Annotated in this window: 13 protein-coding genes; 5 read left to right on the plus strand and 8 right to left on the minus strand. The window is 64.2% G+C overall.

Annotated features, from left to right (window positions below; genetic code table 11):
* Positions 1-38 precede the first annotated feature (38 nt).
* Complete coding sequence (locus ACT6Q8_RS20175; protein ID WP_444733937.1) at positions 39-1640, minus strand: ABC transporter substrate-binding protein; 1602 nt, start codon at positions 1638-1640, stop codon at positions 39-41.
* 106 nt (positions 1641-1746) lie between these two features.
* Positions 1747-2415 (minus strand): glutathione S-transferase family protein, encoded by a 669-nt coding sequence (locus ACT6Q8_RS20180; RefSeq protein WP_444733938.1) that lies wholly within the window; start codon positions 2413-2415, stop codon positions 1747-1749.
* A 138-nt stretch (positions 2416-2553) separates the two neighbouring features.
* Between ACT6Q8_RS20180 and ACT6Q8_RS20185 the strand changes: the two genes are divergently transcribed.
* The 3 genes from ACT6Q8_RS20185 to ACT6Q8_RS20195 all read left to right on the plus strand — a co-directional run bounded on the left by ACT6Q8_RS20185 (position 2554) and on the right by ACT6Q8_RS20195 (position 5353).
* The gene (locus ACT6Q8_RS20185) at positions 2554-3939 is read left to right on the plus strand and encodes a leucyl aminopeptidase family protein (RefSeq protein ID WP_444733939.1); all 1386 of its coding nucleotides are present in this window, start codon (positions 2554-2556) and stop codon (positions 3937-3939) included.
* A gap of 116 nt (positions 3940-4055) precedes the next feature.
* The gene (locus tag ACT6Q8_RS20190) at positions 4056-4502 is read left to right on the plus strand and encodes a MarR family transcriptional regulator (protein WP_082372481.1); all 447 of its coding nucleotides are present in this window, start codon (positions 4056-4058) and stop codon (positions 4500-4502) included.
* Positions 4499-5353 (plus strand): C40 family peptidase, encoded by an 855-nt coding sequence (locus ACT6Q8_RS20195; RefSeq protein ID WP_444733940.1) that lies wholly within the window; start codon positions 4499-4501, stop codon positions 5351-5353. The genes ACT6Q8_RS20190 and ACT6Q8_RS20195 overlap by 4 nt, the downstream gene beginning before the upstream one ends.
* 69 nt (positions 5354-5422) lie before the next feature.
* On the opposite strand, the gene ACT6Q8_RS20200 is transcribed toward ACT6Q8_RS20195, so the two are convergent.
* The 4 genes from ACT6Q8_RS20200 to ACT6Q8_RS20215 form a co-directional block, all read right to left on the minus strand.
* Complete coding sequence (locus ACT6Q8_RS20200; RefSeq protein ID WP_444733941.1) at positions 5423-7123, minus strand: methyl-accepting chemotaxis protein; 1701 nt, start codon at positions 7121-7123, stop codon at positions 5423-5425.
* 101 nt (positions 7124-7224) lie between these two features.
* Positions 7225-9216, minus strand: coding sequence for a TonB-dependent receptor plug domain-containing protein (locus ACT6Q8_RS20205; protein ID WP_444733942.1), 1992 nt, complete (start codon positions 9214-9216; stop codon positions 7225-7227).
* A 32-nt stretch (positions 9217-9248) separates the two neighbouring features.
* Entirely contained in the window at positions 9249-9746 is a 498-nt protein-coding gene (locus ACT6Q8_RS20210) for a hypothetical protein (protein ID WP_444733943.1), read from the minus strand.
* A gap of 391 nt (positions 9747-10137) precedes the next feature.
* Positions 10138-11559: a porin gene (locus ACT6Q8_RS20215; protein WP_444733944.1), complete on the minus strand. Its 1422-nt coding sequence runs from the start codon at positions 11557-11559 to the stop codon at positions 10138-10140.
* A gap of 419 nt (positions 11560-11978) precedes the next feature.
* Between ACT6Q8_RS20215 and ACT6Q8_RS20220 the strand changes: the two genes are divergently transcribed.
* Complete coding sequence (locus ACT6Q8_RS20220; RefSeq protein ID WP_444734009.1) at positions 11979-13946, plus strand: ATP-binding protein; 1968 nt, start codon at positions 11979-11981, stop codon at positions 13944-13946.
* A gap of 7 nt (positions 13947-13953) precedes the next feature.
* Here the strand turns inward: ACT6Q8_RS20220 and ACT6Q8_RS20225 are convergent, their stop codons facing one another.
* On the minus strand, positions 13954-14721 hold the full coding sequence (locus ACT6Q8_RS20225; RefSeq protein ID WP_444733945.1) for an inositol monophosphatase family protein: 768 nt from the start codon (positions 14719-14721) through the stop codon (positions 13954-13956).
* Positions 14722-14817: 96 nt separating this feature from the next.
* Positions 14818-15357 (minus strand): c-type cytochrome, encoded by a 540-nt coding sequence (locus ACT6Q8_RS20230; RefSeq protein ID WP_054169024.1) that lies wholly within the window; start codon positions 15355-15357, stop codon positions 14818-14820.
* Positions 15358-15525: 168 nt separating this feature from the next.
* On the opposite strand from ACT6Q8_RS20230, the gene ACT6Q8_RS20235 reads away from it, so the two are divergent.
* Positions 15526-16308 (plus strand): 3-deoxy-manno-octulosonate cytidylyltransferase, encoded by a 783-nt coding sequence (locus ACT6Q8_RS20235; protein ID WP_444733946.1) that lies wholly within the window; start codon positions 15526-15528, stop codon positions 16306-16308.
* The last annotated feature ends 42 nt before the right edge of the window (positions 16309-16350 follow it).

The following is a 16350-nucleotide window of genomic DNA, read 5'->3' on the forward strand; positions in this document are numbered from 1 at the left end:
GTTTGTCCGGGCGTAGTGTAGAATGTTGGGCGCCAGCGTCAACGGGTTGCAGTTTCCAGCCTGATCTCGCTCGCCAGAAGCAGCCGGTCCAGGCGCGGGTCCAGCTTTACGCCCTTGCGTACCACCCACCGGCCCTGGGCATGCATCACGGGGATCCAGGCGACATCGTCGAAGAAGGCGCGGGTTGCCGATTGCAGCATGCTGTCCCGTTTGGTGGGATCAGGTTCCCCCAGGGCTGCCCGCAGCAGGCGGTCGATATCGGCGTTGCAGTAGCCGGCATAATTATGGGCGCCCCGGCTGGGTCCGCCGCTGCTGGTGCCCAGCAGGGCCCGCAGCGAGTCCGGCATATTGGCCGGATTGAAAATCCAGCCGCCATAGAACAGCTGAAAATCGCCGGTGCGCAGCCGTTCGATGTAGCGTTCCATCGGTTCGACCTGCACCTTGACGCGCACCCCCACCTTGTCCAGGAAATAGGCGATGGCGTCGCCGATCTTGGATTGCAGGGGCGTGACCATCAGGGTCGTGTCGAAACCGCCGGCCAGTCCCGCCTCGGCCAGAAGGCGTTTGGCTTCCTGCGGATCATAGACATCGTCGGGAATATCCGGCGTGTAGCCCGCCATGCCTTGCATGGCCATCTGGCCCGTCGCCGTGCCATAGCCGGGAACGATCCGGTCGGCCAGCAGCCGGGCCGGAATGGCCAGCATCAGGGCGCGGCGCACGCGCACATCCCGGAACCTGTTAGCGCTGCCGTCGCCCGGCACATGCTGATTGGATTGAAGATAGGTGACGGCGGCGGACGGCCCTTCCACGACCTGCATAGCCTGCTGGCTGGCGAAGAAGGGTAGGGCTTCCAGTGATACCCCGTCCAGCACGTCGATCCGCCCCTCCAGCATGGCGGGCACGCGCTCATTCTCCGCCAGCCGGATCATCCGGACATGGACCCAATCCGGCGACCGTCCCCAATAGTCGGGGTTGCGTTCCAGCAGGATTTCCTTGTCCCCGAAACTGATCAGCCGGAACGGGCCGGTGCCCACCTGCGAACCGGCGGACCCGAATTTTCCATCATCAAGCCAGTCGGTGAAGGCCGCACAGCCTTCCGCGCTGTAGCTGACGGGCGCGCGGCTGCTGGGCTCGCCGGGGGCGGGGATGATGGGGATATTGGCGACGTCACTGGGGAAGATGGTGACCTTGCTGCGGTGACGCACCAGGATGCTGTGCGCGTCCGGCACCGTCACAGATGCGACCTCTGCCAGCCGTGCCGCGAAGGGACGCGGTTCCGGTCCGACCTTGCCCGTGCGGCAGAAACTGTAGATCACGTCACGTGGGGTCAGCGGTCGGCCATTCTGGAACCGCACATCCCGGCGCAGGCGGAACAGCCAGGACCCATCGGACTGCATCTCCCAGCTTTCGGCCAGCCGGGGCGAGGGCTGGAACCGTGCGTCGGCCTGCGCCAGCCCCTCATAGACCTGATCATGCAGCATATATTCGTTGCGGTTGGCACCGACATGCGGATCGGTGCTTTGCGCAAGGTTCATGACGCCCAGACGCAGGTCGGCGGCAATGGCCGTGACCGGTACCGATGCGACCAGCGCCGCCAGCAGCAGCCCCCGCACGGTGTTCAGAAAACCCGGTCCCGCCAAACCAGACCCCGTTCAGACTGAAGAAACCATGCTCCGAAGCAGGCCGTGCACTGTCCGGCAACTTACAGACCAAAGCAATAGGCCGAACGGGGTGGGCCTGGCAATGTCACATCCCTTCGAACTGCACCACCCAGGGTTCCGTCTTCGCCGCATCGACCCAGTCCACCATGGCGGGCATGGTGTGGATGGTTTCAACATAGGCAGCAGATACAGGGTCCAGCGGTACGTTCCAGCTGCGCAACCGGGTGGCAACAGGCGCGAACATAGCGTCGGCAATGCTGAAGGCGCCGAACAGGAACGGGCCAGCCGCGCCGAATCGGGCGCGGCAGTCGGTCCAGATGGCCTGGACCCGGTCGATATCGGCCTGGGCCGCCGCCACGCGGTCGGGCCGGTCAAAGCGGCTGCGCACATCCATGAACAGGTTCTTCCGCAGGTCCGGGAACCCCGAATGCATCTCCGCCGACACCGCGCGGGCCACGGCCCGCACCGATGCGTCGGCAGGCCAGAGCTGTGCCGCCGGGAACAGCTCATTCACATATTCGCAGATGGCCAGGCTGTCCCAGACCACCAGATCGCCGTGGCGCAGTGACGGCGCCTTGCCGCTGGGGGCAAAGGACAGCAGCGTGGCCTTGGTTTCAGGCTGGCGCAGCGGCACCACCACCTCCGCGAAGTCGGCGCCGGCATGGCGCAGGGCCAACCAGGGGCGCAGCGACCAGGATGAATAGGCCTTGTTACCCATGACCAGCGTAAGGGGGGCGGAGTTTCTGTCGGACATCGCGTTGGCTCTGCTTCACCGTTGCGGAGAGGAGGACGGGAGAGTAGGGCTGTTGGCGAATGACCGCAAAGCCCCAACTTGGCACGGGGACAATCGCGGCACCCATGCACGACCGCTACAGCCCAAGGACGAGATTTCGTGATCGACCATCTCTTGACCGCCGCCGCTGCCGATACCGTTCCCCTGACGCTGGTGACCAAGGCCGGGCTGGATGCCTGGCTGGCCGCCGCGTCCCCGGCGGATGCCGCCTGGGTGAAGCGTCTGGGCTTCAAGGCCGCCCCCGGCGCCACGGCCATCTTGCCGGGCGCCGATGGACAGATTGCGCGGGTGCTGGCCGGGGTGGCCGACCGGATCGATATCTGGTCGCTGGCCGGTCTGCCGGGCAGCCTGCCCGCCGGCTCCTACGCGATTGAGGCCGATCTGGACGCCGACACGGCCACGGCGGTGGCCACGGGCTGGGTCCTGGCGACGTATCAGTTCACCCGCTACAAGAAGTCCTCCAAGGAATTTGCCAGCCTTGTCCTGCCGGCCAAGGCCGATGCCGCGGCGGTGGAACGGTTTGCCAAGGCGGCCTTCCTGGTCCGTGATCTGGTGAACACGCCGTGCGAGGATATGGGGCCGCCGCAACTGGCCGAGGCCGCGCAGAAACTGGCGGCGGAGTTTGGTGCCACCTTCAGCGCCATCGTCGGTGATGATCTGCTGACCCAGAATTATCCCATGATCCATGCCGTGGGCCGCGCCGCCGCGCGCCCGCCGCGCCTGATCGAATTGCGCTGGGGTGACGCGGCGCACCCGCTGGTGACGCTGGTCGGCAAGGGCGTGTGCTTTGATACCGGCGGTCTGGATATCAAGCCGTCCACCGGCATGCTGTTGATGAAGAAGGATATGGGTGGGGCCGCGCATGCGCTGGGTCTGGCGCGGCTGATCATGGAGGCAAAGCTGCCGGTGCGGCTGCGCGTGCTGGTCCCGGCGGTGGAGAATTCCATTGCCGGCAACGCCTTCCGCCCCATGGACATCATCCCCACCCGCAAGGGCCTGACGGTGGAGATCGGCAATACCGACGCCGAGGGCCGCCTGATCCTGTGCGATGCCCTGGCCGAGGCCGACAGCGAGAAGCCGGCCCTGCTGCTGGATTTCGCGACCCTGACGGGTGCGGCGCGGGTGGCGCTGGGGCCCGACCTGCCGGCGCTTTTCTCCAACAATGACGCGCTGGCGTCGGAAATCCTGGCCGCCGGAACGGCCAAGGATGATCCGCTGTGGCGCCTGCCGCTGTGGCAGGGCTACCGCGCGCAGTTGGACAGCAAGATCGCCGATTTGAACAATGCGCCGGGCGGCGGCATGGCGGGCGCCATTACGGCGGCGCTGTATCTGGAACAGTTCGTGTCAAAGGACACGGTTTGGGCCCATGTCGACCTGTTTTCCTGGAACCAGTCCAACCGTCCGGGCCGCCCGGAAGGGGGTGAGGCCATGACCTTGCGCGCCATGTTCGCGGTGATCGCTAACCGTTTTGGTTCGAAACAGTAACAATCCTTGCTGTCCCGGCTTGCCGAAGGGCCTGATCTTCGGCACACTCGCTTCCCGTGCCCGGCTGCGGATGTCGCATGGTGCCGGGTATGGGACGCGGGTTCGGGGGGCGGGGCATGTCACGTAACCTAGAGGCGCTGCAACTGTGGCGACGCGCATTGGTCGCCAGCGTGCGCAAGGATGGGCCTGACCTGTCCGCACGGCAGCTGGCGCTGTTGCTCACCGTGTTTCTGACGCCGCCGCCGCACACGGTGCGCGGGCTGGCCGCGACCCTGAACGTGTCAAAGCCCGCTATCACGCGCGCGCTGGACCGGCTGGGCCGGCTGGGCTACATCAAGCGCAAGCGCGATCAGGAGGATCGCCGTAACGTGCTGGTCCAGCGGACTGTCAAAGGTTCCGTCTTCCTGGCTGAATTCGGCCAGATGGTGATCGATGCGGAAAAGGCGCCCCCGGTCGGTGAGGAAGGCGGGATCGTTGCCGATCCCGCCCTGGATATCAGTGGTGTCGTCCCACCCGTGATGGTGGATGGCGCCCGTACGGAAGCCCTGGCCCCTTCGGCATGACCGACCAAGAAAAGCTCGACCCCCGTATCCATCCCTTCCGGGATGACCTTGCCGCCAGCTATCTGCGTGGCCGTGTGACCGCCGCCCGTTTCATCGATGGTGTGCCCTGCCAGATAAACAGCGGCTTCACCGCCCTGAAGGAGAAGCCGTCCTTCGAGGCGCGGCAATCCACCGAGTTGCTGCTGGGTGAAGGCTTCACCGTGCTGGACGAGCATGATGGCTGGGCCTGGGGCCAGAATGAAACCGATGGCTATGTCGGCTGGCTACGGGTTGAGGCGCTGGAAGCCGGGCTGACAGAGGCCACGCACAAGGTTACGGCCCTTCGGACCTTTTTGCAGCCCGAGGCTGACCTGAAGCTGCCATTTCTGGACCTGTTGCCGATGGGTGCCTGCGTCGTCGTGACGGGCAACCAGGGTGACTGGTGCCAGGTCGAGAGCGGTGGCTGGGTGCATGCACGCCATCTGGCGCCCGTGGATGATTATGCATCGGACTTTGTGGCCGTGGCGGAACGGTTTGTGGGCACGCCCTATCTCTGGGGCGGACGCACCAGCATTGGCATCGATTGTTCCGGACTGGTGCAACTGGCCCTGCTGGCTGCCGGGGTCGATTGCCCGCGCGACAGCGATCAGCAGGCGGCTTCGGTCGGTGCCCTGATCTCCGCCGATGGGGTGGGCGTGGAGTATCGCCGGGGCGATCTTGTGTTCTTCCCCGGCCATGTCGGCATCATGAAGGACGCCACCACCCTGTTGCATGCCAACGCCTTCCACATGGCGGTAGTGGCCGAACCGCTGGCCGATGTGGTGGCGCGGGCGGGCGCCAGGGGCATCAATGCCGTCAAGCGGCCCGGTTGACCGGCAGCACAGAAGCGAAAAGGGCGCCCCACTGGGAGCGCCCTTTTTTGTTGGCCGTTTGGCCCCCGATCAGCCGGCGCGGACCCGCTGCAGGAAGCCATCCACCTCTTGACGCAGGCGGGCAGCTCCGTTGGTCAGCCCTGTTGCCGCCTCGCGCAGGCCCCGGGCGGCATCACCGGTACCGGCGGCAACCTGGGCCAGGGACTGCACCTCGCTCGCCGCCTCGCGGCTGGCGGTCGAGGCGGACTGCACCGAGCGTGCGATTTCCTGGGTCGCCATCCGTTGCTGTTCCACCGCCGCCGCCACCGTCGTGCTAACGCTGGACACGTCGCCGATCCGGTCGGTGATTTCGGTCAGGGCGCCGACGACGGCGTTGGCGGCGTGGCGAACGGCACTGATCCGACGCTCAATCTCTTCGGTTGCCTTCGCGGTCTGACCGGCCAGCTGCTTGACCTCCGATGCCACGACGGCGAAACCTTTGCCGGCCTCACCGGCGCGAGCTGCCTCAATGGTCGCGTTCAGCGCCAGCAGATTGGTCTGGCTGGCGATGGCGGAGATCAGGTCGACGACATTCTTGATGCCCTCGGCCTCGCTGCTGAGATTGCGGACAAGGCCGTCGGACCGTTCAACCGCCGCAGAGGCCTGGCGCGTGCTGCCTGTGACGCCTTCCACCTGACGGGCGACATCGTTGAAGCTGACGGCCAGTTCTTCCGCAGCGCTGGCGACCGACTGCACGCCCTGATCCGAACTTTCGGCGGCGCGGGAGACGTGGCTGGCGGCGGTCCGTCCGTCCTCTGCCACCAAGCCCAGACGTTCCGCCTCGCTCAACACCGTACCCGCCGTGTCACCCACCGTGCGGACGGAACCCAGCACCGTAGCTTCGAAACTGTCCGCCAGCGCCAGAAGCGCCTGCCGGGCGCGGTTGTCCGCCTCGATCCGTTCAGCCGAAAGGCGTGAGGCCTCCTGCAGAGCGTTCTTGAACGAGAACAGGCCATCGACAAGGCTGTTCAACTCGTCTTCTCGGACCAGCGGCGCAGGATCGACGGTCAGGTCGTTGGCGGCAAGCCTGCCCATCACCTGTGCGATCCCATCAATCCCATTGCGGACCAGACGGGTGATGAAGAACACCAGCAGCGACACGATTGCCAGGGCAATCAAGAGGCCGACAACCAGAAGCCATGAGGCCGTCACAGCACTTTGAGCCTGGCGCTCAACACTGGCACGGGCATCGGCCTGGATCTGGCCTGCTGCCTTGTCCAGCGCCAGCACGATGGTTTGAACCTTCTCATTGAAGGGCAGGACCGCGCCGGCCGCTGTGGCCAGATCGACCTCAAGCATGGTCGACACAACATCGACGGCGCCGCTAAATCCCTCCAACTCCGTCGCCGAGCTTTTGACCGCTGCCTTCAAGGCTGGGTCGACGATGTTCGCAGAAATGGACTCCAGCCGCTTTGCCTCTTTCGCGATAGCGGCCTTAACGCTCTCAAGTTCCTTGATAGCCCCGGCCGCCGGATTGCCACCCGCCACAGACAGGACAGCAAAATAGGCCGAGCCCAGGCTGCCTTTCAGCTCCGTGACCAAACTCTGCATTTCCGCGGCACGCGCCAGTTTCTCATCCACCAGCACGCGGGTTTCCGCCGCCTGAGAACGAAGTTCGACAATGGAGATGCCGCCCAGCACCAGCATGGCAAGTGCGGCGACCACGGGGCCGGTCATCAGCTTTGCCAGCAGTGACAACCGGTCCAACCGGGAGAATATCTCAGATAACATTCAGCCAGTTCCTTCTGGATCGGTTCATACGAACGTATTTACGGCCAACCAATCTCAGGCTGGACTTCCCGGTGACCCAGGAAATCCAGCCTGACAAGCTGTTAGAACGACTGCGACAATGACACGTAGAGGCGGCGTTCGGTCTCCAGCGCCGCCGTTGCAGCGGTGCTGGACCGAAGGAAGTCGGATGCGGTCGCGCGCAGCTCGGTCCCTGTGGAGAAGGTATAGGCGACGGTCGCCGTGCCGGTGACGAAGGAGTCGACCTTCGTCGGTACCTGGAAACCAGTCAGGGTGCCCGTGCCCGGGCGCAGCAGATAGCGATCAGACTGCCAGGTCAGGCCCAGGTCAGCCGAGAAGCCGTCCTTAGACCAGCCGAGGCCGCCACGCAGCTTGTGCTCGGGCGTCGCGTCTTCGAACTTGATCGGGCGGGTCGCATTTGCGCCCCGGTTCACGGTCAGATCATCATCAATCTGCGTCCAGGTGTAAGAGGCGGAGTAGGTCAAGCCACCGACCAGGGCGCCATTCACGTCCGCCTCCAGGCCCCAGGATGACGAACTGCCGGCGTTCACCATCGTCTGGGTCAGAACCCTGTTGATGGTGACCCGGTCGGCCACACCACCCGTGAAGGTCTTCAGGTCCTTCGTGTGCTGACGATAGGCGGTGATGCCGAAGCGGCCATTGATGGCCTCAATGGCGCGGTCATAGCCCAGCTCGAAGCTGGTGATCCGGGACGGATCGATACCCGGGTTGCCGACGGTGGGGATGGCACCGGCGACGTAATATCCCCCCAGCTCCAGCAGGCTGGGCAGCTGATTGGCCATCCCGAAGGTGGCGCGCAGGGTATTGACGGCATCGGGCTTGAAGACCAGGCCGCTATTGTAGCTGATCTTGGTCATGTCGCGGTCGTAGTCAGCCAGCGTCCAGGGCGATGAAAGGCCACCGGAATAATCAAGGCTGAACATGTCCAGGCGAACGGCATTGGTGAAAGACACCGTATCGGAGACTTTCCAGTCCCACATGGTGGAGCCGGCGAAAACATCATACCCGATCGTAGCCCCAGGCGTCGGCCAGCGCCCCATTTCGGCACGCCGATATTCACCCGTGAACTTCAAGGTGTGATCGGACCCGACCTGAAGAAGATCGGACAGCTGAACAACGGTCGTGGTCACATCAGACGCACCGAAGGCAAGATAGTTGAAATCCATCTTGTTGCGGTATGCCATGAGGTTCACCAAACCGATGGAACCCGCGTCAATGGTCAGATCGGTCTTCGCAGACTCGGCCACATACTTAATGGCAAGATAGCTGTTGGTGGTGTTGTAATTGGTCTGGAAGGAATAGCTTCGCGACAGTTCCACACCCCACTGGATGTTGTCGCTGACCTGCGCCAGACCCGACAGTGAGACATAGTTCGCCTCGGGGCCGGTCAGGCGCGTGCGCTCGACAGCGGTCAGATTACCCTTGTCGAACTCATCCTGCTCCTTGTAACCGGCAGACAGCTTTACGCCGACACGGTCGCCCAGCTTCAGCGTCTTGACCATGTTGGCTTCGCGCTTGCCATCCGTACCGCCGCGTACCGTCGCCGTCCCTGTCTCGTCATAAAGCGGGTTTACGGTGATGATATTGACCACGCCGGCAACGGCATTGAAGCCATAGATCGCGCCGACCGGACCCTTGACGATCTCGATCTGCTTGATCTCCGGCAGCTGCACCGGAATGGTGTTCCAAACGACCATGGCAAAATGGTCATTATAGACCTGACGTCCATTGACCAGGACCAGCAGACGCGGGTAGCTGCCCTGGTTGTAGCCCCTGACGGCCACATCGGCGCTGCCGCTGCCCCAGCGCAAAAGGTCCATGCCGCTATAGCGGTTCAAGACATCGGGAAGGTTGTCCAGGCCGCTCGCCTTGATCTCGGCCGCAGTGATGATGCGTAACGCAGCCGGCGCATCAGAGGCCACCTGCGGCTTGCCTGTGGCGCTGGTGGTGACCGGCTGGCCGAAAGCGTCCTGAAGGGCGGTATAGTTGATGGTCTGGGCCTGTGCGCCAACGGCAAAAAGGGCGGTCGCGCCGAGCAGAATAGATTTCTTCATTTACGAGGACTCCTGGTGGTCTTGGCGACGGCTTAGTGCGCGGTCACGAGCATTTGAAAATTCTTGTCGAAACTGACGCCGGCCTTGGCCAGGGCTGCGGTGTTGACATGATATTTGGCGGCGCCCGAGGCTTGCCGTTCGACGGCGAGTGCGCATTTTCCCGCTTCCATGCAGGCCATATCGCCGATCACCAGCTGGCCGGCAGCAGCCTTGCCGGAAACGTCCGCGCCACCGACCACGATGATCGCGACGGCGCCGGACAGGTCGCCAGCGCTGTCAACCACCTTAGCCGTAACATCGGCGCCGAGGGCGGATTTGACGGCATCGCCCGCGGCTGCCTGGCCGCTGGCCGTCACAATGGTAACGGGCGTCGGCTTGGCCGGCTTGGGCTGAATGAAATTCAGGGCCTTAACGGCGACCGTGGCGGTGGGGCCATCGACCGCTGCCATGGCAGGAGCGGTGTAGACGAGTATTGGCATCAGCAGCCCGGCCATCAGGCCGCGCCGTGCCGGTGAACGCAGATCGCGCATTATGTCTCCGGTGTGGCAGGAGGAAGGAATGACTCCTTCAGCAATGCGTACGACCAAAGAATAAGAGCGTCACTATGTCTGATATAATCCGTCTGGTTAGGTTTCCAAATAAAAACCACGACTTTTGGGGCATGTGATATTAGGGCAACATATTATCGTAACCATAAATATACCTAAGGATAGGTTCTGTGTCCGAATTACCTTATTAGTACTTTCTAAACAAATTTGATTTCTGTGTTAGCCAGCGCTGTATTTATGCGCGTGCGATTAATTGTTGGGCACAAAAGGAAACCCACCGGCCCTTGTGGGAGCCGGTGGGTTGGTAGCTGCAGCTGCCTGAGCCTGAAGCTGGTTCCACCCCAACTGGAACAGGGTGGAACCGGAGCCTGGATCAGAACTGGAACTGCATGCGCATGCCGGTCAGGTCGAGTTCGACTTCCTGGCCGTTGGCGCGTTCGGTCTTGCTGATGACATGGTTCAGCATCAGGCGGATGGCCGGGTTGATGTACCAGTTCAGGCCCAGCGTCCAGTTGGTTTCCTTGCCGGCCGTGCCGGTGCTGATGCCGGCGGCGCGGTCGATCAGGTCGACCTGACTGTAACGAGCGGCGATTTCCCAGGCGCCCATGCCGTTCTGGCCGACGGGCCAGGAGGGCTTCACGGTGGTCCATTCACCGATATTGTAGTTACGGCGCTCACCCGTCAGGATGTAACCAGCGGACACGTAGTAACCGCTGAATTCCGGATCGGCCAGCGTCTGCACGGCGCCCGAGGCGGTGCGGTCGGCATATTCAGCGCCGAAATTGTAATATTCGGCGGCGGCCCAGAAGCTCTTGAAGTTCACGCCCAGGTCGGCGCCATAGGCGTAGGCGCTGTCGATCTGGTTCACCGTGACGTTGGTCAGGCGGTAGGACGTGTCGGTGCCACCGATGCGCAGACCCGGACGGTCGCCGAAGCCGATGCTGGTGGTGGCGGTGCCGGCGGCCACCGGGCGGGCGGTCGCCTGCGGGGTGGTCTGCAGAACGCCCGACACACCGATACCGGCGGAGCCTTCATTGGCCTGCCAGAAGGCATAGGCGGCGCGGCCCAGCAGGTTGACCTGATCGTCGAAGCTGCCGGTGGTGTTGGTGGAATTGCCGGTCACATAGGCGGCCACGAAGTGGCTGGTGCCCTTGTTGGTCACGCCGATGGCAGTGCGGCTGTCGGAACCGCCGATGCCGACGACGATGTTGCCGATGGGCGCGCGTTCCATGAAGGCGATGTCGTTGGAGGACGTGCTGTCATCCAGCGTGAATTTCGGCTGCATCACGCCGGCCACGAGGGTCCAGCCGGGGATGCCGGTATAGCCGATATTCGCGGCCTGGATCTGCGCCCCGCCGCCACGGTTGCCGGCGAAGTTGGCGGTCACTTCATAGGTCCAGTCGGTGTAGACCTTGCCGGCCACGCCCAGGAAGGCGCGGCGGATGCCGAAGCCGTCGGTGCCGTCGGCGGTGAAGTTCTTGCCACCGTTGCCGAAACCGTAATCCATGTGCACGCGGGCGCGGATGGCGGCGTCAAAGGCCTTGTCGGCGGTCTGGACGCGGATGCGGCCACCATCGGCGCTCACCTTCGGCATAGCGTCCATCGCCTTCTTGGTCGCGGCGTTTTCCTTGGCGACCGAGTCCTTCAGTGAGGTCAGCTGGCCCTGCAGGGCCTGGATCTGGGCGGCCAGGGCGTCGATCTGGGTCTGGGACGGGGCGGCGGACTGGGCCACGGCCGGGCCGGCGGCCAGAACGGCGACGGCGGCGCCGACCAGCAGGGTGGACTTGAGGCTCATTGTTGTTCTCCGGTGGGATCTCGCGGGCGACAAAGCCTGTCAGCGTGCCGATCCCCATCACCGGGTATGTCTCGACAGTGCCTCAGGCCCCGGCGGAGGGCTAACAGAGGGGTATTGCCGATTTGATGCGGTTTTATTACGTATTCATGACAGGCCAGACCTGTTGCATTATGGGCACGGCAATCGCAACGTCAATTTCACTGCATTTTGTCATGATATTGTCATGAAACTTCTGTGCCGATGCCGACCAGACGCTGAGATGGCCCCACGCGAACAAGGTTGCAACCTACCCCATTCGGGTAGAGGATGGGTTCCCAATCCGACGGAGCGCCACCGCCTACGCGATGCACGACCCGCAACCAGCCCCAGACCTGATACAGCCCGCCGGCGCGGGCCGGCATCCTTTGCCATTGGCAACGGTGCCCGTACTGCTGCTGCTGGCCTTCGCGGTACTGGCGGTGGCGGCCATTCTGTTCACCACGGCACGGCATTTCGATGCCGGCGAGGCACAGCGCTCTGAGCAGCGCGTCGCCCGCCTGATGGCGGGTGCGGAAAATTCCCTGGCCGTTGTCATGCGCGATTACGCGGGCTGGGATGCTGCCGTCACGCACGTTGTGGATCGGTTTGACCTGCCCTGGGCGGACGAGAATATCGGCATCTATCTCAGCGGCGGCTATCGCCTGTCGATGAGTCTGGTGATCGATCGGCAGGGCCGCGTCATCTATGGGATGGAGGATGGCAAACGCCTGACCGACAACCGGATGCGCGAAATCCAGCCGCCGCCGGCCCTGGGCCGTATGATGGAGAAATCCATTGCCGCCCTGCCCGGCACAACCGAAGCTGTTGCGGGGGTGGTGCGTTGGGGTGACCAGCTTTTTCTGGCCTCCGTGGCCGATATCCGGCCCAGCCAGGGGGGTGCTGCCCGACCGGATGGCATGTCCCTGGCGTTCCTGCAAAGGCTGGATCGCGTGGCCGTGGCCCGCCTGCTGGACCCCCTGCTGCTGGAAAATGTCGACATCTCCGCCCGGCAATTGCCGCTTGATGTCGGGTTGCTGCCCCTGGTGGAATTTGGTGCCGCACCTGACAGTCCGCCGGCAGGTTGGCTGACATGGCGTGTCCCGCGCCCGGCCCTGGATTTCCTGTCCAGCGTCTATTGGGTCCTGGGGGGTGTGCTGCTGGCCCTGTTCGCGCTGACGGCCCAGGTCCTGACCCGGGTGCAGCGGGCGGCCCGGCGGGAAGCCGAAATGAACGATGCCCTGCGGCAATTATCCGAGCGGTATCGCGCCCTGATCGATGCCTTGCCGGATATGGTCTGCCTGCTGGCCGACGGTCGCGTATCGCTGATCAATGCGGCGGGCCTGTCGATGCTGGGTATATCGCCGGCTGATGCCGGACGGGTGGTGGGGCGCCCCTACCTTGATCTGGTCGTGGATGCCGACCGTCTGATCTTTCACCGCGTGATGCAGATGCGGGGAAGGGGCGGGATCGAATGGGCGACGCTGCGGATCCAGGCGGCGGATGGGACCATCGTGCCCATCGAACTGGCGGTGCTACCCGTAACGGGGGAGCCGCTGGGCGAGATGACGCTGGTGGCCCGCGACCGGCGGCCCGAACTGGCGCGCCGCGAAACCTTGCGTGCGGCGGAGACGCGGGCCGCCGTGGCCGACCGCGCCAAGGGCCAGTTCCTGGCCAATATCAGCCATGAGCTGCGCACCCCGCTGAACGCCATCATCGGCTTTTCGGAAATATTGCGGGATGAGCTGCTGGGTAGCCTGGGCGTGCCGCAATACAAGGAATATGCAGTCGATATCCATGAGGGCGGGCTGCATCTGCTGCGGCTGGTCAATGACCTACTGGATATTGCGCGCATGGATGCAGGGACATTGGAATTGCGTGAAGGCTGGGTCGATATTGCCCCGTTGATCGACCGGTGCGAGCGCCTGCTACGGCAGAAGGCGGCGGAACGGGGCGTGCCGGTCAAGCTGGATGTGTCACCGCAGGGGCTGCGCGTGCTGGCCGACGAGGTGCGGCTGAAGCAGATCGTGGTCAATCTGCTGGGTAACGCCGTCCGATTCTCCGAAGCCGGCCAGCCCGTTGCCGTCATTGTACGGTTGGATGGGCCCACGGGCGATGTGCTGATCGAGGTTGCCGATCATGGCATCGGCATGAATGTGGATGCCATGCGTATCGCCCTGGAACCCTTCTCCCAGGTGGAAGGCGGGCATAACCGGCGCCAGCCGGGGGCCGGGCTGGGCCTGCCGCTGGCCCGCGGCTATGCCGAGGCGCATGGCGGTTCGCTGACCATGCAAAGCACCCCGGCGGTCGGCACCACCGTTACCGTGCGCCTGCCCGCCAGCCGGGTGGCGTTGGCCCCCATTGAGGGCTGATTCGGGCTTACAGACGGTCCCGGAACATGGCCAGGACCTGGGCATGCAGGGCCGGATCGCCGGCGGCGACCACATTGCCGTTGCAGCCCAGGCGCAACGGCTGCCCTTCCCAGTCGGTGATCAGACCACCGGCCCCCTCGATCACGGCGACCAGGGCTGCCCAGTCATAGGGTTGCAGCCCCGCCTCCACCATCAGGTCGATGAAACCGCCGGCCAGCAGACCGAACGCATAGGCATCGCCGCCCCAGACCATGTAGCGGCTCGACGCCTGGGTCATGGCGAATTCGACCTGATGGAACGGCATGGTGGCCGCCTGCGTCGCCATGGCGATATCGGCGCAGGGCCGCGTCGTGATGGGCGCGCCATTCAATGTGGTGGGACGACCGGCAATGCCCAGCCAGCGGTCGCCGATCACCGGCTGGTCGATGATGCCCAGAACGGGCACACCCCGATGCAGCAGGGCGATCAGGGTCGTGAAAAGCGGGCGGCCCGTGATGAAGGATTTGGTGCCGTCGATCGGGTCGATGACCCAGACATATTCGGCATTCAGATCCTGGCTGCCATGTTCTTCTCCCAGTATGCCGTCATCGGGCCGCTCCACGGTCAGGATGGCGCGGATGGCGCTTTCCACCTCGCGGTCGGCGATGGTGACGGGCGAGGCGTCGGCCTTCACATCGACATCCACCCGCGTGCGGTAATGGCGACGGGCAACGACACCCGCCGCATCGGCGCAACGCAGGGCAAGATCGACCAGGAAATCGGGAACGGCAGACATATCAGACGACTCCGGAATATGCGGTTTTGCCCCTGAAAAGGAAAAGGGGCGGCACCGCTGCCGCCCCTTTATACCATATTCCGGGTGACGTGCCGATTACGGCAGCGGCACCGGGCTATCGGCCAGCGTGCGCAGATAAGCGATCAGCGCGGCGCGATCTTCGACCTTCTTCATGCCAGCGAAGTTCATCTTCGTGCCTGGAATGGTCGCCTTGGGGTTCGCCAGGAACTTGTTCAGGTGCTCGTAGTCCCAGGGGCCTTCCTGCGCCTTCATGGCGTCGGAATAGGCAAAGCCTTCGGCATGGGCATGCTTGTTGCCCACGATACCCCACAGGTTCGGCCCCACCTTGTTGGCGCCGCCCTTCTCGAAGCTGTGGCAGGCCGCGCAGGCCTTGACCAGCTTCTGACCGGCCGCCGGATCGGCGGCGGCCATCAGCGGCGTCACCGGATCCGGCTCTGCCGGAGCGGCGGGCGCGTCGGTGGCGGCGGTCTCAGTCTCCGGCACTTCCACCTTATAGGCGCGTTCGGCCGGGAAGTTCGGGTGAACCAGCTTCTTGGAGACGAAACCCGCCAGGAGAGCGATCAGCGTCGCCGTCAGGATCGCCATGAAAATCTTATTGAAGGTGCTGCTCGCCATCAGTCCTAATCCCTTGGGTTCGCCAAGCGCGGGCACAATAACGCCAAGAAGCGGGCACGTCCATGCCCGCCTTGACGTGAATCCATGCGCGATACTTAGCGTAAGGATGCAAGAACGCACATGGCTTTCCGCCTTGACCCAGCGGACCAAATGTCGCACGGGAAAACCATGACCGATCCGAACCGTCCCCCGACCGCCGCTCCCGTCGCCCATCCGCTGGTGGTAATACCCGCCCGGCTTGGCTCCACGCGCCTGCCAGACAAGCCGCTGGCCGACATTCACGGTGCGCCGATGATCGTACATGTCTGGCGCCGCGCCATGGAGGCGGGAATCGGCCCCGTGATTGTCGCGGCGGCGGAACAGGCCATCGTCGATGCCGTGATCCAGGCCGGCGGCACCGCTGTCCTGACCGACCCGGACCATCCGTCAGGCTCTGACCGGGTGTGGGAGGCGGTGCGGCGCATCGATCCCGAGGGGCGGTACGACGCCATCGTCAATGTGCAGGGTGACCTGCCCACCATTGACCCTGCCGCCATCCGCGCCGTGTTCGGCCCCCTGTCCGACCCCGGCGTGGATATCGCCACGCTGGGTGCCGTGATTACCGAGGCGGCGGAGCGCACGAATCCCAATGTGGTGAAGGCGGTGGTGGAAATGCCGCCGGGTGCCGATACGGGACGCGCGCTGTATTTCACCCGCGCCACCGCCCCCTGGGGCGATGGGCCATTGTTCCACCATATCGGACTGTACGCCTATCGCCGCGCCGCGCTGGAACGGTTCGTCTCCTTGGCCCCGGCACAGCTGGAGCAGCGCGAAAAGCTGGAGCAGCTGCGCGCGCTGGCCAATGGCATGACCATTGCGCTGGCGCGGGTGGACATCGTGCCGCTGGGGGTGGATACCATCGAAGACCTTGACCGCGCCCGCCATATGCTGGCCCCATCGCCCACGCCGTGATCCACGGCATCCCGCCCATCGCCTCATCGACAGACAGAGCCC

It is taken from the genome of Niveispirillum sp., from assembly GCF_052437035.1.
GTDB lineage: Bacteria > Pseudomonadota > Alphaproteobacteria > Azospirillales > Azospirillaceae > Niveispirillum.